This window comes from Arthrobacter sp. Z1-9 (assembly GCF_054792695.1).
Window position 1 is genome coordinate 2661281 of sequence record NZ_CP096456.1, and the last position, 24918, is coordinate 2686198.

Consider the following 24918-nt stretch of genomic DNA (forward strand, 5'->3'; position numbering starts at 1 on the left):
CATTCAGAATCCGAGATTGATTGCGGCAATGCCTGGGAAGACCGCAAAAACAACAGTCAGGGGCAGCACACCAAATACGAGCGGCACCATCATGGCGATTTCCTTCTTGCCCGCGGCTTCCATCAGGTCGCGCTTTGCAGTGTCACGTACGTCCTGTGCCTGGGCACGGAGTACATCGGCCAAGGGAGTGCCCCTCTCGACTGCGACGACGATCCCGTCTACGAAGCGGACGAGGGGTGCCAGGTCGGTCCGCGCCGAGAACTCCTGGAGTGCCTGGATCAGGGGCTTGCCTGCTCTCGTCTCAGTAAGAACTTTCGAGAACTCCTTTGTGAGCTCACCCCTGGCGCTGCGGCATACCCTGTCCAGGGCACCTGTAGCGCTCTCCCCCGCGCTGACCGCCAACGCCATCAGTTCTGCAAGGCTGGGGAACTCCGCCATCATCTTCGACTCCCTGCGGCGGATCTGCTCACCCAGCCAGTAGTCGCGGAACATGAACCCTCCTATGGCACTCCCCACGACAGCAACAGCAGCCAGTAAGGGATTGAACCTCCCCGAAGCCGCACCGAGGACAATGAAGACGATCGACGCCGCGAAGCCAGCGGCCGCCCACAGCAGTTGTTCCGCCCGGAAGTCGACCGGGGACTTGTCGATTCCGGCCTGGGCCAGTCGTCGGGCCGTAGCTTTCGACGCGGGGTTGAGCCGTGCGAGGGCTGCCAGGCCGTCCTGCAGTAGGGGTCGGAGAATCCTTGCCAACGGCCCGAAGGGTGTTGGGTTGTGTTGGCCCGCGCGCAGCAGCCTGGACTCAAGATTTTGTGATTTCAGCTGCGGCTCGATGCGCTGCGACAGGGTGACCTCGCGCATGAAAGGAGACCGGAAAATAACGAGCCACAGGCCGATGCCCATAAGCATTCCGCAGACAACAGCAGCAGGTGAAATGTCCATTACCTGAGCACCCGCTCGTCCTGCGGAAGTGCTCCAATCCGGAGCATGATGGAGTAGCAGACCAGGGAAACGACCAGGCCGCCAAGCAGGACCGCGGCGCCCATTGGTGTGTTGTAGGCCTGTACCGCCTCCGGCCTCGTCGCAAGGAGCATCATGACGATCCAGGGTGCGGCAACGGCAAGCCGTGCCGCATTGATGGTCCAGGACTGCCGCGCCTCCAGCTCACTGCGTGTACGGGCGTTTTCCCGCAGAAACTCAGCCAGCGTTCCGAGGAGCTTGCCTAAGTCGGAGCCCCCGACTTCTCTCGTCAGGCGCAGCGCCTCGACGATCCGATCTGCAACAGGATCGGCAAGCCGGTGCTTGAGCTGGTTGAGTGAGGCTTCAAAATGCCCACCAGCCCGGTAGTCTGCCCCGAAATCCCGGAAGACGTGCCGCAGTTCTTCGGGTCCTTTGTCGCCGAGCTGGATGAGGGCCTCCGGCAGAGGCAGCCCGGCCCGGATGGCGGAACGTAAGTGGTCGACGACGTCAGGCCAAAGCGTGCGCAGCAAAGCGCTCCTCTTCTTTGCCTTCCAGCGGAGGATGGTTATCGGCAGCCAAACTCCGAAGAGGCCGAAGCAAGTGGAAATCGGCCAGGAGCGGGTTACGGCGAAAAAGACCAAGGCCACGAAAAGTCCGAGTCCAATACAAGTTCCCACCAGTCCAGAAGCAGACACTTTCTCGACTCCCGCCCCCGCCAGGAGGTCCGCCAGACGGCTTGTCCGTTCCTTGCGGGGCGCTGGTTTCGGCGACTCCCAAAAGGACCACCAGATCAGGAAGAACCCGGCTCCTGCCGTTACTCCCAAAAGTGCCGAAATCATCGCGGGTCCAGCAGCATGGCGACGTCATATCCGGCCCTGGCGAATTTCTCCTTTGCCGGCATGGAGTTGGGCCGTGGTTGCAGAACGCCTTCCACGATGGAGAACACCGGCGATGATTCGATGATGCCGTTTTCAACCCGGCGGCCGAGAGCCAGGATTTCGGTCACTTCCCGTCGGCCGTCGACGCGGCGGCTGCAGTGCACCACCAGGTCGATGCAGGACGCAACGGTGGGCACGACGAACGCACTGGAAATATTCTCACCGGCCAGCAAAGGGAGCGTGCAGATTTTGGTGACGGCATCATGCGCGGAATTGGCATGGACCGTGCACATCCCCGGCAGCCCTGAATTTAATGCGATCAGCATGTCCAGGCTCTCCGCCTCCCGCACTTCACCAACGACGAGCCGGTCAGGACGCATCCGGAGCGCTTCCTTCACCAGCCGGCGCAGCGGAATCTCCCCCTCGCCTTCAAGGTTCGGCTGACGGCACTGCAACCCGACAACGTCCCGCAGGGGGAATTGCAGCTCGAAGATTTCCTCGACGGTTATGACGCGTTCGCGGCTCCCGATACTGGCTGCAAGGCAGTTGAGCATCGTGGTTTTGCCTGCCTGCGTCGCTCCCGAAACGAGGATGTTAAGCCCGCTGGAAACGGCGGCTCCGAGGAAGCGGGCTGATTGTGGGGTCAGCGTACCCAGCTCGACTAAGTGCTCAAGCCGGCTCGCCTTGACGACGAACTTCCTGATGTTGACGGCCCAATGCCTCCGTGTGACGTCGGGGATCACGACGTGGAGCCTGGACCCATCCGGGAGTGCTGCATCCACGAAGGGCGAAGACATATCCAGGCGGCGGCCGGAACTTTTGAGCATCCGCTCCACCAGGTCCCGCACCTGCTGCTCCGTCAGGCTGAGGGAGGTCAGCTCGGACTCACCATTCCTGGCGACGTAGATTTCGTTGGGAGCGTTGATCCAAACCTCTTCGATGGTCGGATCGTCCAGGAGTGGCTGAAGTACACCAAATCCTGCGACAGCATCAAAAAGGAACTTGCGTGCCGCATCCAAAGGGCCAAGGGGAGGGAGCGGACCCATAAGTGCCCGCTCGTCGTAGTCGCTGACTGCTGCCTCTACAAGGCGTCGGACTTCTCCCACTTGCTGAAGCGGATCAAGCCCTCGACGACGGATCAGCTCGCGGACTTCGTCCTCGACAATTCCCAGCGCGTCCATATGTTCCCCAATACAACTGCCGCCCCCGGCCGAGGCAGTGCAACTGGGTACAGCCTAAAGAGCGGTCCGCACGCCAACAAGAGGTAAAGGATGCCTGTGGAAAAGCGCAAGATAGTCACAGGATCCCCAAAGGCACCAGCAGCACCTCTGTTTCCACCAGCAACACGGTGCTATGGTGAGCGCGTTAATTGTCAGAATCTTCTGTCCGGCTTTTTCCTGGGGAATCAGCCGGAGCAGCAAACCAGATGAGGGCTCCTGGGAGCGCCTCATTGTCTCCGGAGCCAATATGAAACGGAACCTGTCTCAGTCCCGTCGCCCCGCCATGAAATCACTGGCTGTAATCCTGCTGGCTACCTCGCTGGTGGCCGGCCCAAGCCTGGTGGGCGTTGCCTCCGCCGTCGAACCCCTTCCGACGCCGACGACAAGCTCGCCAACCGGTTCCGCCGAAAGTAAAACGGCAAGCGCCACGGAAACTGCATCGCCCGGAGGGGGGCCGGCACCTGCTACGGAGCCTGCTGGGACGACAAAGGCAGTCGAACCGGCGCCAGCGGAGGTGCCTACTCCCTCGCCCTCTGCAACGACCGCCAGATCCATGGCCGAGGCGATTGGTCCCGGAGGCGCTGAGATGGGTCAGCGTTCAGCCCGGGTCACTGCGTCCGCTTCATCTGAATCCATGAGGCGGCTCAGCACGGAGTCACTGTCTTCCGAAGGAACGTGGATGCCAACTTTTGGCATCCAGGGGCTCGACGTCAGCGGTCACCAACCAAATGTGGACTGGCAGCAGCAGTGGAACATGGGCTCAAGATTCGCCTATGTAAAGGCCACGGAAGGAAATTACTACACCAACCCGTCGTACAGCTCGCAATACCAGGGGTCCCGGAACGTCGGGATGATCCGCGGTGCCTACCACTTCGCTATTCCGAACTGGTCCTCCGGAGCGGATCAGGCCCGTTATTTTGTACAAAACGGCGGGGGCTGGTCTGCTGACGGATATACCATGCCGCCTGTCCTGGACTTCGAGTTCAACCCCTATGAAGGCCGGACCATCAACGGTTTCTACTTTGGCAACACGTGCTACAACATGTCGCCGGCCCAGCTCCAGTCGTGGGTGAGGGATTTCGGCAACACGATGCGGTCGCTCACCGGCCGGCTTCCGGTCATCTACACGAACACGAGTTGGTGGAATCAATGCCTCGGTAATCCTGCCGGTTTTGGCGACTACCCCCTCTGGGTTGCTGCCTACCCAAGCTCCCCTACCAACAATGCAGGACCGGTTCCCACGGCCAGCTGGAGCAGCTACAGCATCTGGCAGTACAGCAGCACCGGTCCTTTCGCGGGCGACTCGAACGTCTGGAACGGCGACTACTCGCAGCTGAAGACATTTGCCACCGGGATGGCGCCGCCGCCGCCGACTGACAAAACACGGAAGGTCGTATCCCCCGGAGACTTCGACGGAGACGGGAAGGCGGACCTTATCAAACGAGAACGTGATGGCACCCTATGGTTCTACGCCGGCGACGGAACAGGAAAGTTTGGTGCTGGTCGCAAGATCGGCGATTTCGGCTGGGACCTCTATGATCGCGTTGTCGGAGTCGGTGATTTCAACGGGGACGGAAAAAACGACCTCTTGGCCCGAAAGATTGAAGGATCACTTTGGTTCTACGCGGGTACGGGGACTGTCTCAGGCACCTCTATGGGATACATAGGCGGAGTCAAAGTGGGAGACTTCGGATGGCAAGCCTTTGACAGCATCCTCGGGGTTGGTGATTTTGACGGCGATCGCAAGCCCGACCTCTTGGCGAGGGTCGCTAACGGGGACCTCTACCTTTATGCAGGTACCGCTACGGGAAAGCCCGGTGCATCTCGAAAAATTGACTTTGGCTGGCAAATCTTCGATCAGTTGTTCCCGCTTAAAGATTTTGACGGGGACGGCACGAATGATCTGGCCGGCCGGAAGCCGGATGGCACGTTGTGGCTATACTCCAACTCCGGGACCGCTGTCCTGAAGAATGGTCGCCAGATTGGTACGGGCTGGGAAATCTACGATTCCGTGATCGGCACAGGAGACGCCAACGGGGACGGCATGGCAGACTTTGTCGCCCATGATCCTGCGGGAGCGGTGTACTTCTATGCAGGAACAGCCATGAAAGATTTGGGCTACGAGAGTCCAAAGAAGATTGGCGATTTTGGGTGGGAAGTTTTCGACACCTTGGTCGGCACTCCGGATTTCAATGGCGATGGCAAGGCTGACCTTCTAGGGCGGAAACCAGACGGAACGCTATGGTTCTACCCTGGAACTGGCGCCGGAACTTACGGCCCGGCAAAACGCATAGGGGAGTTCGGTTGGCAGATTTATAACCTCTTGATCGGCGTCGGGGACTTCAGTGGTGACGGAAAAGCCGATCTGTTAGCCCGCGGCAAGGATGGAACCTTGTGGATCTACCCCGGCACAGGAATCGTTGGCCCGACCAGCAATGGTTACGCCGCCCCTGTACGTATTGGCGATTTCGGCTGGAATGTCTTTACCGCTCTAACGGGCGTCGGTGATTACAACGGTGACGGCAGGAACGACATCGTGGGGAGAATGGGCGATGGATCCCTGTGGTTCTATGCGGGTACCGGACGAGTGGACGCCAGCAACAACGGCTACCGAGGTGCCGTCAGGATTGGCGAGTTCGGCTGGGACATATATGACCAAATAGTTGGTCCTCGTGACGTCAACGGAGATGGCAGAGCGGATATCCTCGCGTGGAAACCCGACGGTACGACGTGGCTCTACCTCGGGACCGGCAGCGGCTACCCAGGGGGTTCACGGAGAATCAGCACAGAGTGGAACGCCTTTGATGCCATCACTGGAGCTTCCGACCTCACCTCGGATAACATTCCCGACCTTGTCGCCAGGCGAAACGATGGATCACTGTGGAGTTTCCGCGGAACCGGAATGCGCCCCACGGAAGGCTACCTGGGTCGCAGCTTTGCAGCCAGCTTCTAATTGACAGCAAAAGGTAAGGGCGGGCTGCGCGCATAACATTTGCGCGCAGCCCGCCCTTTCCAGTTCCTGCGTGGCGGAGTACCGCCTTCTTCCGTCCGGCAGGAACAGTAGTTGATGGTAAATTCAAGAGTTATGCCCACTTTGCTAGGCGGCGTGCGGTGGACCTCTGTCCGCTCACTGCCGTTTTTCCTGCCTGTCTCAATTTTCCTTATACTCGGGGCGCTGACGAGTCTTTGGGCACTCGCATCGCCCCTGATGACTGTTCCGGACGAGCCCGCACACGCCATCAAAGCCGCCGCTGTTGTGCGCGGGCAGGTGCAACCCCAGACCGAAGGACCGCAAGGTGAGCCGGCAACTGTCTGGGTCCCCGCCTATTTTGCGGAATTGGGCCCGCAGACCTGCACCGCCTTTAAGCCCGATCTAACTGCCGCGTGTGCCCCGCCAATCGATCCCGAGAGCACCGCACCCACAAAGGCTAAAACGACGGCGGGCAACTACAATCCGCTCTACTACGTGTTGGCTGGACTGCCGTCCCGGTTTATGACTGGAGCCCCTGCCCTCTACGGCATGCGAATAGTCAGCGGGTTGGTTTCCGCGGCCTTTCTGGCTATGGCGTTTGTAGCGGCCACTCGCCTCCGTCACAGTCTGTGGCCGGTAACAGCGTCGGCCGTTGCCCTTACACCGATGGTTCTGTACCTCAGCGGCTCGATCAATCCCAATTCCCTGGAGATCGTGACGACACAAGCGTTTTTTCTTAATCTTTGCCTGGTCTTGGATAAGTCCAAATCCCTCTCCACAGTGCGCGGTCCCATGGTCGCCGTAGGACTCTCCGGGGTGGCGCTGGCAAACACACGTTCCCTGTCTTTGATCTGGCTTGCAGCGGCCTCCTTCGCAGCATTGATCATTTTCGGGTGGCGTCCGTTTGTTGCTGTATTGCGAAACAGGTTGGGCTTGTGTATGAGCGTGCTCGTCGCTGCTGGGTGTGCGGCAGGCTTAGGGTGGCTGGTAATCGCGGACAGTTTGAAAAGTTTGGGTGGTGCACCCAGCACGACGACACCTGACCAAGCTTTCGCACACATGCTTGATTCGACGTTCAATTACGCCAACGGCTACATCGGGATAATGGGATGGCTGGACACCCCCGCGCCCTCAGGGGTCCAGATCTTCTGGCACCTGACATTTGGGGCGCTTCTACTTGCGGCACTCAGCGGCGCCTCCTTCCGCAGCCTGGCTGCGATACTGCCCATTGCCGTATCGGCGGTATTGCTGCCGCCCATTTTGCAGTCACAGGTTATTGGAGAGCTGGGTTACATCTGGCAGGGCCGCTACCTCCTCGCGTTGGTGGTTCTCCTCCTGGTAGTTTGCGGGGTAACCCAGCGCAACCAGTCGGTTCGCAACTCGACCAGGGCGCGGTCGTTGGCGGTCTGGGTTCTTGGCGGGGCCGTCGTGGCGCACCTGTATGTCTTCCTGTATGCCCTCCGGCGCTTCACCGTAGGGCTAATGCCACTGCACACGAACTGGACTGAGATGGCGGAGCCGCTTTGGCAGCCTCCGCTCACTTGGCAGGGACTATCCGCCCTTTACCTGATAGCGCTGCTCATTGGCGCAGTACTCATCTACCGGCACCTCTTTCCGGCACGGGACGTCCCAGTCTCGAGCGTGGCAATTTCGCACTCCAGGGCAGGAGCAGCTGAGCGCGGGAAAGCGGCCACTGGACGAAGATCAGCAACTTCTATTCCTGCAGAAGACGCCATGGTCTAGCAGCGATAGTTCAGGGTATGCAGGAAAGGCAGGGGCGCATCAGCTGATGCGCCCCTGCCTTTCCTACTATCCAGAGCTGTTGACCTTTGCCGCTGCAGGCTAGTGGCCAAACTCCAAAAGCTGCAGCAGGTAAGAACCGTAGCCGCTCTTCACAAGGCCTTCAGCCCTTACGCGAAGTTCATCGTCGCTCAGGAAACCCTGGCGCCATGCGATTTCTTCGGGAGCACCAATCTTGAGCCCCTGGCGGTTTTCTGTCGTTCGTACAAAGTTGGATGCATCGTTGAGGTCGTCAAAGGTGCCCGTATCGAGCCAAGCGGTACCCCTCGGAAGAATCTCGACTTTCAGTTTCCCGCGATCCAGGTAGGTACGGTTTACATCTGTTATTTCGAGCTCTCCCCTGGCTGAGGGCTTGAGGTTGCGGGCGATGTCTATCACCTCGTTGTCATAGAAGTACAAACCAGGCACGGCGTAGTGGCTCTTTGGTTCAGCAGGCTTCTCTTCAAGGGAGATTACCTTGCCGGCTGAATCGAACTGTACAACTCCGTAGGCTTTCGGGTCCGCCACCCAGTAGCCGAATACAGCACCGCCGTCGATGTCCTCAAAGCGGCGAAGCTGAGTGCCCATCCCCTGCCCGTAAAAGATGTTGTCGCCCAGAACGAGCGCAACAGTGTCGTCACCAATGTGGTCCGCTCCAAGCACGAAAGCCTGGGCGAGGCCGTCAGGCGAGGGCTGCTGCCTGTAAGTGATGGAAACTCCGAAACGCGAACCGTCCCCCAGCAACCGCTCGAACTGTTCGCTGTCGTGAGGCGTCGTGATGATAAGGATGTCCCGGATACCTGCAAGGATCAGCGTGGAAAGCGGGTAGTAGATCATCGGCTTGTCGTAGACGGGAACCAACTGCTTGCTGACGCCCAGCGTGATGGGGTGGAGTCTGGAGCCGGTACCGCCGGCAAGTATTATTCCGCGCATGCCCCCATCTTTCCCTTCGCCAAGTGAAGCGGGCAAATCCGGTACCCTTGGAAATTATGCAGCGACTTCTTGTTACCGGCGGTGCCGGCTTCATTGGCTCCAACTTTGTCCACTACGCCCTGGAAAATACGGACTCCCACGTGACCGTGCTGGACAAGCTGACCTACGCCGGCAACCTCGAATCGCTGCGCGGGCTGCCCGAAGACCGCTTCTCATTCGTTCAAGGCGACATCGCTGATGCGGAGCTGGTGACGCGTCTGGTGGCGGACACCGACGTCGTGGTCCATTATGCCGCCGAGTCGCACAACGACAATTCCCTGCATGACCCCCGCCCGTTCCTGGACACGAACATCATCGGCACCTACACGTTGATCGAGGCCGCCAGGCAGCACAACAAGCGCTTCCACCACATCTCCACAGATGAGGTGTACGGCGACCTGGAACTCGATGACCCGGAGCGGTTCACCGAGCAGACACCGTACAACCCCTCCAGCCCGTACTCCTCCACCAAAGCCGGCTCGGATTTGCTGGTCCGCGCCTGGGTGCGTTCCTTTGGGCTGCAGGCAACCATCAGCAACTGCTCGAACAACTACGGCCCGTACCAGCACGTGGAGAAATTCATCCCCCGGCAGATCACCAACGTCATCGACGGAATCCGCCCCAAGCTTTACGGCAAGGGCGAAAACGTCCGGGACTGGATCCACGCCAACGACCACTCCTCGGCGGTCCTGGCCATCATCGCCAAGGGCAAGATCGGCGAGACCTACCTGATCGGCGCCGACGGGGAAAAGAACAACAAGGACGTCGTTGAACTGATCCTCAAGCACATGGGCCAGGCGCCCGACGCGTATGACCATGTGGTGGACCGGCCCGGCCACGACCTCCGCTACGCCATCGACTCCACCAAGCTCCGCGATGAGCTGGGTTGGGAGCCCCAGTTCTCCAATTTCGACGCCGGCATCGAAGACACAATTGCCTGGTACCGGGACAACGAGGACTGGTGGCGGCCGCAGAAAGCTCAGACGGAAGCCAAGTACAAGGAACAGGGCCAGTAGTCCATGTCTCTGGAGTTTTCAAAAAAGCTTGCTGCCCACCAAACACCGATCCCCGGCGTCGTTGTCTACGACCTGCCGGTTCACGGAGACAACCGTGGCTGGTTCAAAGAGAACTGGCAGCGGGAGAAAATGGTCGCCCTGGGGCTGCCCGACTTCCACCCGGTCCAGAACAACATTTCGTTCAACGAGAAGGCAGGAACAACCCGCGGCATCCACGCTGAGCCTTGGGACAAGTTCATTTCTGTTGCCACCGGCAAGATTTTTGGTGCCTGGGTTGATCTCCGCGAGGGTCCTTCCTTCGGTGCTGTCTTCACTGCGGAACTTGACGCGAGCCAGGCGATTTTCATCCCCCGCGGGGTCGGGAACGCCTTCCAGACGCTGGAGGACAACACCGCTTACACGTACCTTGTGAACGACCACTGGAGCGCGGACGCCCAGGGCCAGTACACCTTCCTGAACCTCGCGGATGAGAGCGCGGCCATTCAATGGCCTATTCCCTTGAGTCAGGCCGAACTGTCCGAAAAAGACAAGGCGCATCCCCGCTTGGCCGATGTGGTGCCCATGCCGGCCAAGAAGATACTCATCCTTGGTGCTGACGGGCAGTTGGGCAAAGCTTTGCGTAAAGTGTTCGACGGCGATTCTTCCGTTGAATTCGCCAGTCGCCGTGACTTCGATCTCACGTCAAGCGACGCGTTCGCACGCGTCAACTGGAAGAACTATTCCACTGTTATCAATGCGGCCGCCTTCACCGCTGTCGATGACGCGGAATCAGCCGAAGGCCGGGCGGCAGCCTGGAAAATCAACGTTACAGCAGTGGCACGTCTGGCTAAGTGCGCCGTCGAGCAGGACCTTACGCTGGTCCATGTGTCTTCGGACTATGTCTTTGATGGCGTCCAGGAGGTGCACGGAGAAGACGAAGATCTGACCCCCCTTGGCGTGTACGGCCAGACGAAGGCTGCCGGTGATGCAGTCGTGAGCATAGTGCCGCGCCACTACATTGTGCGCACCAGCTGGGTTATCGGCGAAGGAAACAACTTCGTGAAGACCATGGCGTCGCTTGCTGAACGCGGAATCTCGCCCTCTGTGGTCAATGACCAGATCGGACGGCTGAGCTTCACTCAGGACATCGCCGCCGGCATAAAGCACTTGCTGGACACTAAAGCCGAATACGGTCTGTATAACCTCAGCAACGAGGGAAAACCACAATCATGGGCCGACATTGCGGCCGATGTCTTCGAGCTGGCGGGCAACAAGCGCGAAGCCGTCACGGGTGTGTCGACGGAAGAATACTTCAGCGGAAAGTCGGCTGCCCCCCGCCCGCTTTCAAGCACCTTGAAGCTGGCCAAGATAAAGTCGACCGGTTTCGAGCCTGCAGGCTCCAGTAACCGGCTGGCGGAATATTTGAAGAATGAGTTGATCAAGCCGTGACAGCGCCCAATCGCCGGCCTCAAACCCTCGTTATCATGCCCGCCTGGAACGAGTCGGAATCCATTGGTAACACCATCAGGGAAGTTTACGAATTTGGTCCGGTCTGCGACGTACTGGTAGTCGATGACGGATCCCGTGACAACACAGCCCAGGTAGCACGCGAAGCGGGCGCCACAGTGATACAACTCCCCTTCAATATGGGAGTTGGTGGCGCCATGCGTACCGGCTTCAAGTACGCCAAGAACTACGGCTACAGCCAAGTGATCCAAGTGGATGCTGACGGGCAGCACGATCCGCGGGATATCAAAGCAGTGCTCGATGGCCTACAGCATGCAGACATCGCCATCGGTGCGAGGTTCGCCGACAAGGGCAATTACACAGTGCGAGGACCCAGGAAATGGGCCATGAAAGTACTCGCCTGGACCATTTCCCGCGTGGCCGGAACTAACCTGACCGATGTCACCTCCGGGTTCCGCGCGGCCAATATGAAGGCTATCCGCCAGTACGTTGACCATTATCCGGCCGAGTATCTGGGCGACACCATCGACTCGCTTGTCGTCGCGATACGATCCGGGTGCACCGTAAGACAAGTCGGCGTGTCAATGCGCGAACGTCAGGGTGGCACTCCAAGCCATGACCCGATCAAGGCTGCAATCTATCTCGGACGCTCAGGAATGGCTTTGCTGTTTGCGCTGACGCGGAAAAAAACCGAGCCGTCCACCAACTAGGAATTCAATATGTCACTCCTTATGGGTTCCATCGTCGTCGTGGCGATCCTTTTCTTTGTGTTCGAAATGCTCCGTAGGCAGAAGCTGCGCGAAAAGTACGCCGTGCTATGGATTGTCATCGGCATCGGCACCCTCCTTCTTTCGGCTTTCCCCTCAGTCCTTGAAAAAGCCAGCGGACTCCTTGGCATCCAGGTTCCAGCAAACCTCCTCTTTATCATGACGTTGGTCCTCCTTGTGGGAGTCTGCCTGCATCTCTCGCGGGAGCAGTCGCAGGCCGAAGACGAGGTCAGGATTCTCTGTGAAGAAGTAGCGCTGCTGAAGGCAGATCTCGCCGCACTGCGGGAGCAGCTCCAGGTCGGCCCGACAGGGAACGATTCCTAACCCAACCGCTGACAGGTATTCGGCGAGCACCGGCATTGGCATAGAATAGAAAAGGACGCCCACGGGGCGTCCTTTCTCGTTCCAGCCTGGCTAGCTAACGACGTGCTTCGCAAGCCGGGGCAGTGAATCGAATTTTCCTTTGCCTACCGACTTGAAAATCAGGGATGCAGCATTGAGCCGCGAGGTCGTGTGGAAGCTTGCCGCACGGGCTGCGCTCTTCCAACCCAGGCTTCTGAAGCGTTTCGACTGCTGCTGGAAAAAGCGCCGCTCCTCGTCGAAGCGCCGGCCGTCCAACGCGCGTACAGAAGAATCAGACGCGGAATGCCGGCGGTAGAGAAATGCCAAAACCGGGTCAACGATCATGGAGCCGTGTTCGGCTGCTATGTCCAGCAGAAGAGCGAGATCCTGGACCACATCCAAGCCTTCAGTGAAGCCGATGCGCTTGACCGTCTCAGACCGCCAGGCAAGCGACGGAAAGTACGCCCAGTCCGCCCGTACGAGGCTTGTAGCCATCGCTTCGCCCTTTAGTTCAATACGCCCGGTGGTCTTGGGGGCGTAGACCTTCTTCACGGCATCCACCAGCGGAGTGCAAGCAATCCCCTGCTCGTCGATGACCTGGACGCCGGGCTGCACGACATCGGCTGCGGGGTATTCCTCAAAGGCGCTCACTACGACGTCAAGGTAGTTGGGGAGCATGATGTCATCGGCGCCCATAATGACAACGTAGGGTGATTCCACCAGGGTCATGGCCTTGCGGTAGTTACCGTTGGCACCAAGGTTTTTCTCGTTTTTCAGGTACGTAACGCGCGGGTCGGTAATGCTCGAAAACCACCGCTCGGGCTCGGGATCCGGGTACCCGTCGTCAATGACAACAAGCCGCCAGTCCTGGTTTTCCTGATTCATCACGCTGCGAGCGGCGAGCTTCATTTGATGGACATCGCCGTAGTACGGCAACATTACGTCAACGGTCATGGACCTGAGGTTCCTTCCGTGGTTTCCGCGCGAAGAGCTCGGCGGCTGCATCCTCTCGATTATAGTTGACGGGTGCAGCGTCCAATTCGACAGGGACGCCTTGCTAGACTGCTGGGGACCTACCCGCCCCGCTGGCACAGCCCGGAGGCCTGAGGAGAAAAAACTGATGGACCCCGCACCGGCTGCCATGCCACGCGTCAGCGTATGCATGGCGGCGTACAATGGCGCCCGCCACATCAAAGAACAAATCGTCTCCATTTTGAGGGAAATCGGCCCGGACGACGAGCTCATAGTGGTAGACGACTGCTCCACCGATGGCACCCCGGGCATAGTCGCGGGGTTAAATGAACCCCGCATCCGGCTGATCCAAGCGGAGCAGAACCGTGGCTACGTTCGCACGTTTGAAAGGGCGCTGGGCGAGGCCCGTGGTGATTTCGTATTCCTCTCGGACCAGGACGATATCTGGCTGCCTGGCCGGGTGGCAGTCATGATCTCCGCGATGGGCAAGGTGGACATGGTGGTCAGCAATTGCAAACACTTCGACGGGCCCCTCGGTTCTTTCCATAAAGTCCGCCTGCGCAAAAAGGATTCTGCGCATGCTGTCCGGAACATCCTGGGCATCTTGGTCGGATATCGACTGCACTGGGGATGTGCCATGGCGCTGCGTAAAGAACTTCTGAAGCAGGTTCTGCCTTTCCCTTCCTATATGAATGAATCCCACGATCAGTGGATAGCAACCGTAGGCAACGTCAACCGCTCCATCGTCTATCTGGAGGAAGACACCATTCTTCATCGACTGCACGGGGAGAACCTGACACCGCACGGCATCCGTTCTGCCTCCAAGATCGTGCGGGCCCGTATTGCCTTCCTCCGAAATGTTCTTGAAGCTTACTTGCGGTTCCGGCGGGCGAAGGCAGCGTGATGGAGCAGGCAGAGTTCGAAGCAGTGGAACCCTACCAGGACGTTTGCGGTGTTGTGTCGGCTTTTAACCCCGGGCCCGAAAATGTGTCCAACGTCAGGTGGCTGCTGCGCTTCGTGGCCCATGTAATTGTTGTTGATGACGGCTCACCCGGTGACGTGTCCGGGGCATTGGAAGAGATGGAGGCTGCCGGCGCGGTCGTCGTCAAGCTCGGCACGAACTCAGGGATAGCCCACGCACTCAACATCGGAATCAAAAAAGCGATCACCAGCTGGGACCCCAAGTGGATCGTTACAATGGACCAGGACTCCCGGTTCACCGGCAACTACGTAGCAGCTGCACTCGCCACAGCGATTTCATCCCACGACCCCCAGAGTGTAGGAATGGTGTGCGCTGAATCGCACAACAATATTCCCCTGCCTACTTGGGGCGGACAGGAAGAGCCTCAAATTTTCGATCCCATGACCAGCGGCACGCTGGTACGGACGGAAACGTTCCAATCCGTGGGGTATTTCGATGAAGGCTTCTTCATTGACTGCGTTGACTCGGAATTTAATGCCCGCCTGCGCGAGCACGGGCTGCGTGCACTGGCAGGACGGGGCTGCAACCTGGAACACAGCCTTGGCAATGCGCGTCCAATGACGATTTTGGGGTGGCACGCAAGAGTGGGCGCAAAGAAGCTCTACGTGTACTACCACGCCCCTTTCCGCGTTTACTACATCACTCGGAACTCGTTGGTTCTGGCCCGTCGATACGCAGTAAAGCAGCCCGCGTGGGTGCTTCGCAGGATTTATATGGAAATTCAAAGCCATGTTGTCCGGTTCGGGTTCGGCCCCAACAGGCGGAAGCACTTCCTTGCCGCTACCGCCGGCGTTCGTGATGCCCTGCGACAAAAGATGGGCAAGATAGACGACTCTCTCGCCGCGCGGCTGCGCTAAGCAGGAACTCCATTATCAGCGGCAGAGCCGTTGGCCCGCCGAAATCGAAAGATCTCACATGACCAACAACTCAGGAACCATATTCGTCCTCTACCACAAGGGATTAAGGACCGGTGGCCCGGAAGCCCTTCACCAGCTCGTCGATATGCTGCGGGAGCTCGGGCAAGATGCTTATCTCGTACCGCATCCCCACACTGTTCAGAACCAAAGGGTGGAACAGTACAACGTGTACGACGCCCCGGAAGCCCCTGAAATCGTTGACGCGCCCGAAAACGTAGTGGTGTATCCCGAAACCTACGTCTACGAAATGTCCCATGTAAAGCGTGCCCAACGTATGTGCTGGTGGCTCAGCATCGACAATTCGCTCACCTTCATGGCCGAAAGAATGTGGCAGCGCAGTGGGGCGGGTCTATTTCAAAAGACACGGGAGGTTGCTGTCCCCTACGCTCGTATGTGGAAAAACGGCGTAGCACCGGCAATGCTCCGTCAGGACAGAGACGTTGTCCACCTTGCCCAGTCTTCCTACGCCTGGGCCTTTATCGCGACCCGGTTTGATGCCGTTCCTTCGCTCGTCTCCGATTACACCCCGACCGGCGAATTCCAGGCCGTACCGGAAACAACCCGCAACCATCACCTGGTTACGTACAATCCGGCGAAGGGCGGGCATATCATCGACGCCGTGAAGGCCCACAGCTCTTCTTCCCTGGAGTGGCGCCCCATTGTCGGCATGACGCGATCGGAAGTTGTCAACACTCTGCAGGGGTGCGGCCTGTACGTTGACTTGGGCCATCACCCAGGCAAGGACCGTATGCCCCGTGAAGCGACCCTGTCCGGTGCTCTCACTGTGGTTGCGCGGCGCGGCTCCGGGGCTTTCTACGCCGACGTACCCATCCCATGGGAGCACAAAATCACCCCCGGTGAGGACGAAGTCTCCTCAGCTGCGGCCATGCTTCCGCAACTCATCGAGAACTTCGAAGCGGAAGTGGCCAAGCAGGACCGCTACCGTGAAACCATCCTGAACGAGCGTTCGCGCTTCAGGCGCGAAGTTGAAGATGTCTTCGTGAAGGGCCACCTGGGCAAGGACGCGTATGACTACGCTTAGCAACGCCCGGGCTGGGGCGACAACGGCATGATCAGAAGGATCGCGGCTTTCGCCGGTTTACCCCTGCTCGCCTCCCTCGCCTCTTTCATCCTCCTGCCCATCATTGCAAGAGTTGGCGGAACCCCGGCTTGGAACTCCTTGGCTGTGGGCCAAGCCGTCGGTTCCATCGCCGCCATCGTCATTGCACTGGGTTGGCCACTGACCGGGCCTTCCGCTGTGGCGTCCGCACGGGAAGAGGGCGTACGACGACGGCATTATGCCGTCAGCTTCGTCACCCGCTCATTCATGTTCGTCTGCGCTGTCCCGTTGTTGGCACTTGCCCTGATGTTCACCAGCGGAGCGGGCCAGTTTTGGATTGCTTTCCTCATGGCCTCCGCTCAAGCGGCTGCAGGCCTTACTCCAGCCTGGTACTGCATTGCCACCGGTCACGCCGGCCGAATCGCCAAATACGACGTCATCCCGCGGATGATTGCCACCCTCGGTGTAATACCGCTGCTGTTCGCAACGGGTGAGATTTACCTCTACCCTCTGGCGTTACTGGTTCTTGGCCTCGCCGGAACATTCTGGTTCAACAAGGATCACTCGAATCGGCAGGATTACCGTGGGCTGACTCCGGGCCCCATATTGAAGGAAATCTGGAGGTTGCGGGCAGGTGCGGGCATTACCGTTGCTGCGGGGGCCTACGCGTCCACGCCGATACTTGTAGTTCAGTTCGCCGCTTCGGCGGCCGGACTGGCCGCATTCGTGTCAGCCGAAAAGTTCTACCGCATCGGGCAGCTCGCAACGGCTGCCCTCGGCAACAGCCTTCAGGGCTGGGTCAGCGAATTCGGCACGGACCACAGGCGCCGGCGGAAGTTTTCCCTGATGGCCCTCGCTGGGCTGGGCCTTGCTGGCTGGCTGATGCTGGCCTTGCTTGGTCCTTGGGCCAGCGGGCTGCTCTTCGGGTCTGAACGGGCCGCGGATTTCCTGACATGTTTCTGGTTTGGCCTGTCCTTCCTCCTTGTATGCGTGACAACTTCTACCGGAGGCCATTGGCTTGTCCCCGCGAAGCGCATGCGAACCGTGTTTGCCAGCACCATCGCCGGTGCTGTGGTGGGCCTTCCGGCCATGATCATCCTTTCGCACCTCATGGGCGGACAGGGCGGAGCACTTGGCCTTGCCATAGGTGAAGTCGCAGTAACAGCCATCCAGTTGAGAGCCATCCTGGGTCTCCTCCGCGACAAGGCGTCAGATGAAAAAGTTGAGGGAGTGCCTTCATGAGCTGGGTCGGCGTCCTCCCGGCCGTTGTCCTGGCAGCAATGCTGCTATACGTGCCCGGAGCCGTGATTGCGGCCTGCCTCAAATTCAGGTTGGGGGCAATTCTCGGCGTGGCCCCCCTCCACTCGACGGCGGCGGCCGGACTCGCAGGCGTCATCGCTGGTTTGCTGGGTGTCTCTTGGGGCCTCCTGCCGTTTCTGTTGGTAAGTGCCATGCTGGCCGCAACCGCTCTGCTGGTCACCCGCGGATGCCCCTGGCGGATACGCCGGGTGCCCTGGCGCCATGTCCTGCCTTTCACGGCCATTGGCATTGCCACGATCTCGATTAGCTGGCGATTCGTTCAACTGGTCGGTTCCCCTGAGCACCCTTCGCAGGTGTTCGACAATGTCTTTCACCTGAACGCCATCCGGTTCATCCTTGATACGGGTAATGCCTCATCGCTCACACTGGCTTCGCTTCAGGGCGTGTCCGGCCTGGACGCCGTCTACCCCGCGGCATGGCATTCCTTCGCGGCGCTCCTCGTGCAACTGACCGGAGTAGACATCCCGGCTGCTCAAAACGCCCTCAATCTGGTCCTTGCGGCGATCGTCTGGCCGGCTTCCTGCCTGTTTCTGGTGTCCAAGACCATCTCGCGCAGGCCTGCTGCCCTTATCATCGCCTCTGTAATGGCCAGCACCCAAGTCGCATTCCCGTTCCTCATGATCGTCTGGGGGCCATTATTCCCGTATGCCATGGCAATAAGCATGATGCCCGTGGTGATAACGTCACTCGCGGGTCTTGCGCGCTTCAGGCGCACGCGCACCGAACCAGTCCGCAGTTGGACGTCATCCCTCGTTCTTTCTATGGCTGGCCTCGCATTTGCCCATACGAGTGCGATCAACACCACAATCGCGGTCAGCCTTCCCGTCGTGGCGTTACTCTGGTGGCGCCTCGGCAGAGAACGGGCAGCCTGGCGGTCCAGTGACTCCAAGAGCTGGCTTTTCATAGCAGGAACCATGGCTGTCCTTGTGCTGGGAGCTGCCCTCTGGTTTAAATTGCGTCCCGCGCCCTACGACAACTGGGGACCGTCAGTTAAGCCCGGGGCCGCCATCGGTGAAATCCTGACTGTGAGCACGATGCAATCGGCGATCCCGGCGGTCGTTGTCTCGGTACTCTCCGTTGTCGGATTACTCACCGTCTTCCATATGAAGAAGCTCCGATGGGTGGCTGTCGGATATGGAATTGTTGGGGCACTGTACGTAGTCGCAGCATCGTTTCCCAAGGGTCAGCTCCGGGATGCCCTTGTCGGCACCTGGTACCAGGACACCTACCGGTTGGCTGCCCTCTTGCCGCTGTTCGCAACGCCCCTTGCTGTCATCGGTGGGCTCCGTCTTTGGGATTCCTGGCGGGGCTCAGGGTATGGGGCCCAGTTGTCCCACGCACTTGAGGGACGCGTGCCCGGGCTCAAGGACCGGGGACCAGCGGCAACCGCCGTCGCTGCAGTCGCCGTCTTCACACTGCTTGCAACCTTCGCGGGCCCGCTCACGCACTACATCCGCGGCGCATCAACCGTCTACCGGTTCGACGCCTCCTCCGACTTACTGACACCCGATGAACTGGCGTTGCTGGAACGTGTTCCGAATCATGTGCCTGCTGACGCTGTAATAGCAGACAACCCTTGGAACGGAAGCTCACTGGCCTACGCTTACACAGGGAGACGCGTCCTGACAGCCCACCTATTCGCCGCGGACCACGCCGAGACAAAGACTATTGATCAACGGCTGAAGGAATCACCAGATAGCGCTGCTGTCTGCGCCGCGCTGAGAAATCAGAACGTGCAGTTCGTATTGGACTTCGGTTCGCGTTACCTGATCGACTTGCCCGGCTCGAAAACCTATCCCGGCGTAACTGACATAGGGAACGCCCGGGGCTTCACCCTCGTTGACTCGCAGGGCGAAAACGCGAAGCTTTACCGGATTACGGCATGCAACATAACCTGACCTGCTGCAGCTGCAGGCCAGCTTGCCAAATTCTGCTTCCCAACAGCACTAGGCTGGAAAGGTGATTCCCGTTTCCCACCGATCTTCAAGACTCCGGACTGCGGCTGTACTGTCAGGACTTCTATGCCTGACCGCCTGCTCAACCACTCCCCCAGGAACTATTCAAGGAGCCCTTACCGGCATCGGCAGCAACGCCGGGCGGGGAGCGGTAAGTGCCTGGGGAATTGCATGGGGAAATACAGTCAAAGGCACCTCCGTCAGCTACTCGCCCGACGGTTCCGCCGCCGGCCTTAAGGCTTTCCGGGACGGTCAGGCCCACTTTGCAGTAAGTTCTGCCCCACTGTCAGAGAATGATGCACGTGCAGTTGGCGGAATGTGCACTGCCAAAGGTGCTCTATCGATTGCTGCTGGAGTTTTGCCGGTCGGTGTGGCGGTTAAGATCAAGGGGGTGAATGATCTGATTCTCGATGCCCCAACCCTCGCAGCAATTCTTCAAGGCGACATCACACGCTGGAACGATCCCCGCATTCTGGATCTCAACCCGGGAACCTCCTTGCCGGATCTTGCGATCACAGTCATTGTCCAGGAGGGACCATCGGACACCGTAAGACCGATCAATGACTACCTAAGCCAGGAGCCAGGGGTTCAGTGGGAGCCGGAGGGACCGGATCGTTGGCCCTCCGCCGTCATCGGACAAACTTCGTCACCGCCCCTGGATCTCGCCAACAAGTTGGAGGGCACCAACGGAGGCTTGTCCATTCTGGACGGGAGTATCATCGGCAACCGGTTCGTCGCGGCGCAAATCGTCTTCGACGGTCAACCAAGACGCCTGCAGGCTTCCTCCGTGGTCGACGCCGTTACGACCGGCGAAGTGAAAGCATCACCAACCTCCGTAGTTCAGGCCCTTGATGGCCGCTCCGGCTACGCGTTAGGCACAGTCATCTACGTTCATCTCTGCCGGGAATACTCTGAGGAAGCCTTGGGCCGCCTCAGCCAGTCCTTTGGTGAAAATGTCCTAGCCGAGGAGTCGCAAAAGAACGCAAACGCATTTGCCTTTGTGATGTCCCCGAGCAAGAAGGCCGTAACCGAAGGACTGGCACTTGTTAGGACCATTGGAGACGGACAATGAGCATTTTCTCAAGCAAAGTTCAATGGCGGGGGCTTCCCCGTCCCCTCCCTACCTTCGGTCTCCTGACCGCAATCTTCTTCCTGCTGTTCGGGCTGTGGTCCATCGCCACCCCCTTGATGGGGGCTCCGGACGAACCCGCCCACACCATCAAGGCTGCAGCGGTTGTCCGGGGACAAGTCGTGGTGGAAGAGGGGACATCATTCGGCCATGGCGTTCATGTCCGGGTGCCTAACTACATCGCAAGCCTTCATGCCCAAAGCTGCTACAAATTCAACCGGGCACAGGCGGCCGACTGCACGGCCCCCATCTACGCAGACGACACCTTCACAAACATTGCGGTGACTTCTGCAGGGTCATATAACCCCATGTACTACTGGGTCGTGGGGCTGCCGACTCTGTTCATGTCGGGGGCACCGGCCATTTATGCCATGCGACTGGTGAGCGCCATCTTGTGTGCTGTATTCGTGGCCGCCGCTTTCACGGCCCTCACTGAATTAAGACGCCCGAAATATCCCGTCCTGGTGGCTGCACTGTCTATGACCCCGATGATCCTGTTCCTCGGCGGGGGCATCAACCCGAATTCCTTGGAAATCGTGGCCACGATGGCGGCATTCTCAGGATTCGTAGTTGTCCTGGACAACTGGAAGAACACCAAACGCGTGGTTCCTGCCCTGGCCACCGTCGCGGCTGCCACGGTCGTACTCGCCAACGCACGGCAGATTTCGCTGGTCTGGCTACTTTGTGCCCTGATCGTTGGCGTTTGCTCCTTCCGCTTCCGGCGGACACTGGCGGTTTTTTCCGACAAGCGTGTCCTGATGGCCGCGGCACTGGCCATTCCGGGCGCCGTCATGGGATTGCTGTGGATGTATATCTCCGCGAATGGACCCGCGAACGTCGGTGTGGCGCCGGAGGGGATTGCCAACCCGCACCCCGATGCCCCCTTGTACCGGGGGTTCATGATCATGCTTGACCGCACCTACGATTTCTTCCCCCAATACATCGGGATCATGGGTTGGCTGGATACGCCCGCACCCGAGTTGGTGAACCTCGTCTGGGGTGGACTCATGGTTGCTGGCCTGGTAGTGCCGCTTTGCGTCCGGCCACTACGTAACTGGACCGGCTACTGGGTGGCACTCGCCATGCTCTACCTGGTCCCAGCGCTGCTGCAGACCGCCCTTTGGCGCGGTATGGGCTTCATTTGGCAGGGACGCTACACGCTGCCGCTGGTTATCGTTTTATTTGTCAGCGTGGGCCTGGGATTGCGTAAACTCCGGTTCCCGGGCGGTCCTGCGGCCGTTCACGTTTCACGGGTCGTCTACTGGCTGATCGTATTTTGCCATACGCTGACTTTCGTTTACGTCCTGCGACGGTATGTGGTGGGGATTAGCGAAATCGCCAACTGGCAGACGCTTTTCTCATCACCCGATTGGCAGCCACCTCTCGGCTGGCTGCCTTTGACCACGGCCTACCTGCTGGTAACGGCATCGGCAGGCCTGCTCCTGTTCCGCTATCTCCACAATGGACAACCTCTAATACATCACAACACGTCGCGCGGCAATCCGGTGCCGCAACCCGCAGGCAGCGAGCAAGCGCTCGACGGTGCCAGCAGTGGCGCCACATTGGCGCCTGTTCACGCAACTGTGCCGGGGGCGACCCCACGCGAAGTTTCGGCCGCGCCGCGCCAACGCCCGGTTTAGCTTCCCCAGCAGTAGTCCTCGGTTCAGCGGGCGAAGCAGTAGTTTCCATGCAACGCTGGGGAGTTGCGTGCCACCGGTACTAAGTATTAGTACCGGTGGCACGAGTTCTGCGTTTAAGACCCCCTCGTATCGCCAGCCCAGGATCCCACGGTTGGTTCAACGCCCGCGCCCACTCCCTCGGACCCCGGAAAGTCCGCCGCGCATTGGCGTTTCTCTTTCATGGTTGGTGGACCGGGCCGGGGCATCCCACCGGACACCGCCGGGGCCCCTTCACGAAAACCGTTGAGCAGCAGGCTTATGAGGCGTGGGAGCGTCGAAATAATGCGGGCGGTTGGCTGTGTTTGTTTCCGCGCTCAGCGTTGGGCAGTGCCTTGACTGAAACTTAGTCCAGCTGGAAGCCCCAGGCGGCCAAGGCCGTCCGAGGTCAGTAATGCAGTTCCAAAAAACCTAGACTGTTTGCGCGGCTTCGGGGATGCGCTTAAATATCCAGTGCCGGTACAGGAAGTAGTTCCATCCGGTAGTCAGGACGGTAGCGGTGGTCTTGCCAATGATGTAGGACCAACCCAGGGCGTCAAAGCCGGTAACGATGACATCACTGACGACGATGTTCAGGACAACGAGCAACAGGTACTTAACCGCGCTGACGCTTCCCTTATTGGTCGCACGAAAGGTGAAGATCCGCTGCAGGAAGAAGTTGAAGATCAGACTGACGATAAATGCGATGGGGGTGGCAACCCAAAGAGCCACACCGAACGCTTCGTGCAGGAGCGCAAGAAGCCCCAGATCGAGGGCGAATGAAAGACCGCCAACCAGCAGAAACCGTACAACGGCGTTCTGGTACAAACCGACGGCGAAGCCGGGAACAGTGGGTGGCAAAACCTCGGACTCCTCAGGGGAAGACGATGCACTGGAAGCAGAACTGCGCATCGTTTTGTACATCCTCCTGGTTGGCTGAAGCATGCGGATTTGCCCCGCCGAACTCCAAAGTATTGTTAAACCTATCATGCAAAAATTCATCGCCCCATCGCTGTCGCCCGTGCTGAGATCCTCCCCGACCAGAGGAAGGCGGCCATCGCCGATGCGCGTGTTGTTGGTTGCATGGCTGCTGTTTGGCTTACTCGGAAGCGTTTGGAGCTTTGCTTCGCCGCTAATGTCAGTCCCTGACGAACCTGCCCACACAATCAAAGCGGCGGCTGTTGCCCGTGGACAACTGTGGGGAACGAGTTCGGGCGTTCAAGGAGCTCCCTTGACGGTCCAGGTTCCCGGTTACATCGCGGATCTCAACAACCATGTGTGTTTCGCGCAGCGTTCGAACGTGACAGCTGACTGTGCGACCCCGATTGACGCTTCAGACCGGGGCTGGAGAACCGGCAAGACCTCAGCCGGAAACTACAACCCGGTCTACTACGGCATCGTCGGGATGGGTAGCCGGGGCCTGAGCGGTGAGGCGGCAATATACGCAATGCGGCTCATCAGTGCCTGGATGGTGTCATTCTTCCTGGCAGCCATTTTTTGCGCGGCAACCGCCCTCCGCCGCTTCCACCGCCCCGTCATAGCAGCGTCAATTGCACTGACCCCTGCCGTCTTTTTTCTGACCGGGTCCATCAATCCCAATGCCCTTGAAATTGCGACCGCGGGAGCAGTGTTCATGAGCCTTTGCGCCATCTTTGAGCAATCCGCCGGCAAGACCCCCATCAGCAAACTGCTACTGGTGGTCGCTACGTTGTCCGGTACCCTCCTTGCCCATACCAGGCCGCTTTCCCTTCTTTGGCTGGCTATTGCTGCTGTCTCAGCCGTCCTGTGCTATGGAATCAGCACGCTCATCCGCACCCTCACCGTCCGCGGCTTCCAGGTGGCCCTGGTGGTGGTCGGCCTGTCCAGCTTGTTCGCCCTCTGGTGGGTAGTCTCGGCCAAGAGTTTTGACAGCCTCCTTGCCGGCGCCCCCATACCGGCTGAAGATGCTGCTGTGGCAATGCTTGATAAGACTGTCTTTTTTATGGTGGAGTACGTCGGAGTTTTGGGGTGGATCGACACTTTGCCCCCGCCCGCAGCCCTTTACACCTGGGTGCTGGGATTCGGGGCGATGCTCCTGCTGGCCTACACGGCGCGACCTGTCAGAGGACGCTGGGTGATGGCACTGCTGACGCTCACCGTGATTGTCGTTCCCACCGCACTGCAGGCCGGCTCCAGCGAAAAGTTGGGCTGGATCTGGCAAGGCCGTTACACGCTGGCAATGGTCGTAACGCTCATCCTGGCAGCCGGTGTCACCACAAGATTCCGCCCCTACCGGGTTACGCCCTGGACCAAGTCGATGGTGCGCTGGGGGCTGGTCCTCGGAGCCCTCGCACACACCTACGTTTTCCTTGAAGGCCTTAGGCGCTACACGATCGGAATTCAGGGACACACCAACTGGACTGAGATGTTCGAGCCAGTGTGGCAGCCTCCGGGCACGTGGCAAGTGCTCGCTCTCGCCTACATCCTGCTCCTTGCAGTCGCAGGTGCAGGCCTTTACCGCGTGCTGACTACTCCACAAGCCCCTTATCGGCCTCTCGACGCGGTACGCCAAAGGCAGTCATAGCCGTAAGCATTGGG

General features: G+C 59.4%; 20 protein-coding genes. 14 read left to right on the forward strand and 6 right to left on the reverse strand.

All coding sequences use genetic code 11. The features are described from left to right. Nucleotides 1–3: 3 nt before the first annotated feature. Genes M1D93_RS12345 through M1D93_RS12355 form a run of 3 tightly spaced genes read right to left on the reverse strand, consistent with a single transcriptional unit; the run spans nt 4 to nt 3019 of the window. Nucleotides 4–942, reverse strand: coding sequence for a type II secretion system F family protein (locus M1D93_RS12345; protein WP_461171821.1), 939 nt, complete (start codon nt 940–942; stop codon nt 4–6). Continuing rightward, on the reverse strand, nt 942–1799 hold the full coding sequence (locus M1D93_RS12350; protein ID WP_461171822.1) for a type II secretion system F family protein: 858 nt from the start codon (nt 1797–1799) through the stop codon (nt 942–944). The genes M1D93_RS12345 and M1D93_RS12350 overlap by 1 nt, the downstream gene beginning before the upstream one ends. Continuing rightward, complete coding sequence (locus M1D93_RS12355) at nt 1796–3019, reverse strand: CpaF family protein (protein WP_461171823.1); 1224 nt, start codon at nt 3017–3019, stop codon at nt 1796–1798. The genes M1D93_RS12350 and M1D93_RS12355 overlap by 4 nt, the downstream gene beginning before the upstream one ends. Before the next feature lie 718 nt (nt 3020–3737). Between M1D93_RS12355 and M1D93_RS12360 the strand changes: the two genes are divergently transcribed. Together M1D93_RS12360 and M1D93_RS12365 are read left to right on the forward strand one after the other, a co-directional pair. Then, entirely contained in the window at nt 3738–6011 is a 2274-nt protein-coding gene (locus M1D93_RS12360) for a GH25 family lysozyme (RefSeq protein ID WP_461171824.1), read from the forward strand. A gap of 132 nt (nt 6012–6143) precedes the next feature. Beyond that, entirely contained in the window at nt 6144–7772 is a 1629-nt protein-coding gene (locus tag M1D93_RS12365) for a DUF2142 domain-containing protein (RefSeq protein ID WP_461171825.1), read from the forward strand. A 99-nt stretch (nt 7773–7871) separates the two neighbouring features. On the opposite strand, the gene rfbA is transcribed toward M1D93_RS12365, so the two are convergent. Then, nucleotides 7872–8741 carry a glucose-1-phosphate thymidylyltransferase RfbA gene (rfbA, locus tag M1D93_RS12370; RefSeq protein WP_461171826.1) on the reverse strand — a complete coding sequence of 290 codons (870 nt, stop codon included), beginning with the start codon at nt 8739–8741 and terminating at the stop codon, nt 7872–7874. 56 nt (nt 8742–8797) lie between these two features. On the opposite strand from rfbA, the gene rfbB reads away from it, so the two are divergent. From rfbB to M1D93_RS12390, 4 genes are read left to right on the forward strand one after another with little or no spacing between them, the layout of a single operon-like run. Then, a complete protein-coding gene (gene rfbB / locus M1D93_RS12375) occupies nt 8798–9796 on the forward strand; it encodes a dTDP-glucose 4,6-dehydratase (RefSeq protein ID WP_461171827.1) in 999 nt (332 codons plus the stop codon). Between the two features lie 3 nt (nt 9797–9799). Further along, complete coding sequence (locus tag M1D93_RS12380; RefSeq protein WP_461171828.1) at nt 9800–11224, forward strand: sugar nucleotide-binding protein; 1425 nt, start codon at nt 9800–9802, stop codon at nt 11222–11224. Between the two features lie 35 nt (nt 11225–11259). Then, nucleotides 11260–11952: a glycosyltransferase family 2 protein gene (locus tag M1D93_RS12385; RefSeq protein ID WP_461171829.1), complete on the forward strand. Its 693-nt coding sequence runs from the start codon at nt 11260–11262 to the stop codon at nt 11950–11952. 9 nt (nt 11953–11961) lie between these two features. Further along, the gene (locus M1D93_RS12390) at nt 11962–12333 is read left to right on the forward strand and encodes a DUF2304 domain-containing protein (RefSeq protein WP_461171830.1); all 372 of its coding nucleotides are present in this window, start codon (nt 11962–11964) and stop codon (nt 12331–12333) included. 90 nt (nt 12334–12423) lie between these two features. On the opposite strand, the gene M1D93_RS12395 is transcribed toward M1D93_RS12390, so the two are convergent. Then, on the reverse strand, nt 12424–13305 hold the full coding sequence (locus tag M1D93_RS12395; RefSeq protein WP_461171831.1) for a glycosyltransferase family 2 protein: 882 nt from the start codon (nt 13303–13305) through the stop codon (nt 12424–12426). Between the two features lie 166 nt (nt 13306–13471). On the opposite strand from M1D93_RS12395, the gene M1D93_RS12400 reads away from it, so the two are divergent. From M1D93_RS12400 to M1D93_RS12430, 7 genes are all read left to right on the forward strand, one after another. Next, nucleotides 13472–14227 carry a glycosyltransferase gene (locus tag M1D93_RS12400; RefSeq protein ID WP_461171832.1) on the forward strand — a complete coding sequence of 252 codons (756 nt, stop codon included), beginning with the start codon at nt 13472–13474 and terminating at the stop codon, nt 14225–14227. After that, entirely contained in the window at nt 14227–15162 is a 936-nt protein-coding gene (locus M1D93_RS12405) for a glycosyltransferase (protein WP_461171833.1), read from the forward strand. The genes M1D93_RS12400 and M1D93_RS12405 overlap by 1 nt, the downstream gene beginning before the upstream one ends. A 58-nt stretch (nt 15163–15220) precedes the next feature. Further along, entirely contained in the window at nt 15221–16264 is a 1044-nt protein-coding gene (locus M1D93_RS12410) for a hypothetical protein (protein ID WP_461171834.1), read from the forward strand. Nucleotides 16265–16291: 27 nt separating this feature from the next. After that, the gene (locus tag M1D93_RS12415) at nt 16292–17524 is read left to right on the forward strand and encodes a lipopolysaccharide biosynthesis protein (RefSeq protein WP_461171835.1); all 1233 of its coding nucleotides are present in this window, start codon (nt 16292–16294) and stop codon (nt 17522–17524) included. Continuing rightward, nucleotides 17521–19500 (forward strand): DUF6541 family protein, encoded by a 1980-nt coding sequence (locus M1D93_RS12420; RefSeq protein WP_461171836.1) that lies wholly within the window; start codon nt 17521–17523, stop codon nt 19498–19500. The genes M1D93_RS12415 and M1D93_RS12420 overlap by 4 nt, the downstream gene beginning before the upstream one ends. Nucleotides 19501–19561: 61 nt before the next feature. Then, nucleotides 19562–20629, forward strand: a complete 1068-nt coding sequence (locus tag M1D93_RS12425) for a substrate-binding domain-containing protein (protein ID WP_461171837.1) — start codon at nt 19562–19564, stop codon at nt 20627–20629. After that, on the forward strand, nt 20626–22326 hold the full coding sequence (locus M1D93_RS12430) for a DUF2142 domain-containing protein (protein WP_461171838.1): 1701 nt from the start codon (nt 20626–20628) through the stop codon (nt 22324–22326). Before M1D93_RS12425 ends, M1D93_RS12430 begins: the two co-directional genes overlap by 4 nt. A 447-nt stretch (nt 22327–22773) precedes the next feature. On the opposite strand, the gene M1D93_RS12435 is transcribed toward M1D93_RS12430, so the two are convergent. Continuing rightward, complete coding sequence (locus M1D93_RS12435; RefSeq protein ID WP_461171839.1) at nt 22774–23202, reverse strand: GtrA family protein; 429 nt, start codon at nt 23200–23202, stop codon at nt 22774–22776. Nucleotides 23203–23476: 274 nt separating this feature from the next. Between M1D93_RS12435 and M1D93_RS12440 the strand changes: the two genes are divergently transcribed. Further along, entirely contained in the window at nt 23477–24904 is a 1428-nt protein-coding gene (locus M1D93_RS12440; protein WP_461171840.1) for a DUF2142 domain-containing protein, read from the forward strand. Nucleotides 24905–24918: the final 14 nt, after the last annotated feature.

Coding starts and splice junctions, on each gene's coding strand:
- M1D93_RS12345 (WP_461171821.1), bottom strand. CDS start 942: ATGGACATTTCACCTGCTGCTGTTGTCTGCGGAATGCTTATGGGCATC.
- M1D93_RS12350 (WP_461171822.1), bottom strand. CDS start 1,799: ATGATTTCGGCACTTTTGGGAGTAACGGCAGGAGCCGGGTTCTTCCTG.
- M1D93_RS12355 (WP_461171823.1), bottom strand. CDS start 3,019: ATGGACGCGCTGGGAATTGTCGAGGACGAAGTCCGCGAGCTGATCCGT.
- M1D93_RS12360 (WP_461171824.1), top strand. CDS start 3,738: ATGCCAACTTTTGGCATCCAGGGGCTCGACGTCAGCGGTCACCAACCA.
- M1D93_RS12365 (WP_461171825.1), top strand. CDS start 6,144: ATGCCCACTTTGCTAGGCGGCGTGCGGTGGACCTCTGTCCGCTCACTG.
- rfbA (WP_461171826.1), bottom strand. CDS start 8,741: ATGCGCGGAATAATACTTGCCGGCGGTACCGGCTCCAGACTCCACCCC.
- rfbB (WP_461171827.1), top strand. CDS start 8,798: ATGCAGCGACTTCTTGTTACCGGCGGTGCCGGCTTCATTGGCTCCAAC.
- M1D93_RS12380 (WP_461171828.1), top strand. CDS start 9,800: ATGTCTCTGGAGTTTTCAAAAAAGCTTGCTGCCCACCAAACACCGATC.
- M1D93_RS12385 (WP_461171829.1), top strand. CDS start 11,260: ATGCCCGCCTGGAACGAGTCGGAATCCATTGGTAACACCATCAGGGAA.
- M1D93_RS12390 (WP_461171830.1), top strand. CDS start 11,962: ATGTCACTCCTTATGGGTTCCATCGTCGTCGTGGCGATCCTTTTCTTT.
- M1D93_RS12395 (WP_461171831.1), bottom strand. CDS start 13,305: ATGACCGTTGACGTAATGTTGCCGTACTACGGCGATGTCCATCAAATG.
- M1D93_RS12400 (WP_461171832.1), top strand. CDS start 13,472: ATGGACCCCGCACCGGCTGCCATGCCACGCGTCAGCGTATGCATGGCG.
- M1D93_RS12405 (WP_461171833.1), top strand. CDS start 14,227: ATGGAGCAGGCAGAGTTCGAAGCAGTGGAACCCTACCAGGACGTTTGC.
- M1D93_RS12410 (WP_461171834.1), top strand. CDS start 15,221: ATGACCAACAACTCAGGAACCATATTCGTCCTCTACCACAAGGGATTA.
- M1D93_RS12415 (WP_461171835.1), top strand. CDS start 16,292: ATGATCAGAAGGATCGCGGCTTTCGCCGGTTTACCCCTGCTCGCCTCC.
- M1D93_RS12420 (WP_461171836.1), top strand. CDS start 17,521: ATGAGCTGGGTCGGCGTCCTCCCGGCCGTTGTCCTGGCAGCAATGCTG.
- M1D93_RS12430 (WP_461171838.1), top strand. CDS start 20,626: ATGAGCATTTTCTCAAGCAAAGTTCAATGGCGGGGGCTTCCCCGTCCC.
- M1D93_RS12440 (WP_461171840.1), top strand. CDS start 23,477: ATGTCAGTCCCTGACGAACCTGCCCACACAATCAAAGCGGCGGCTGTT.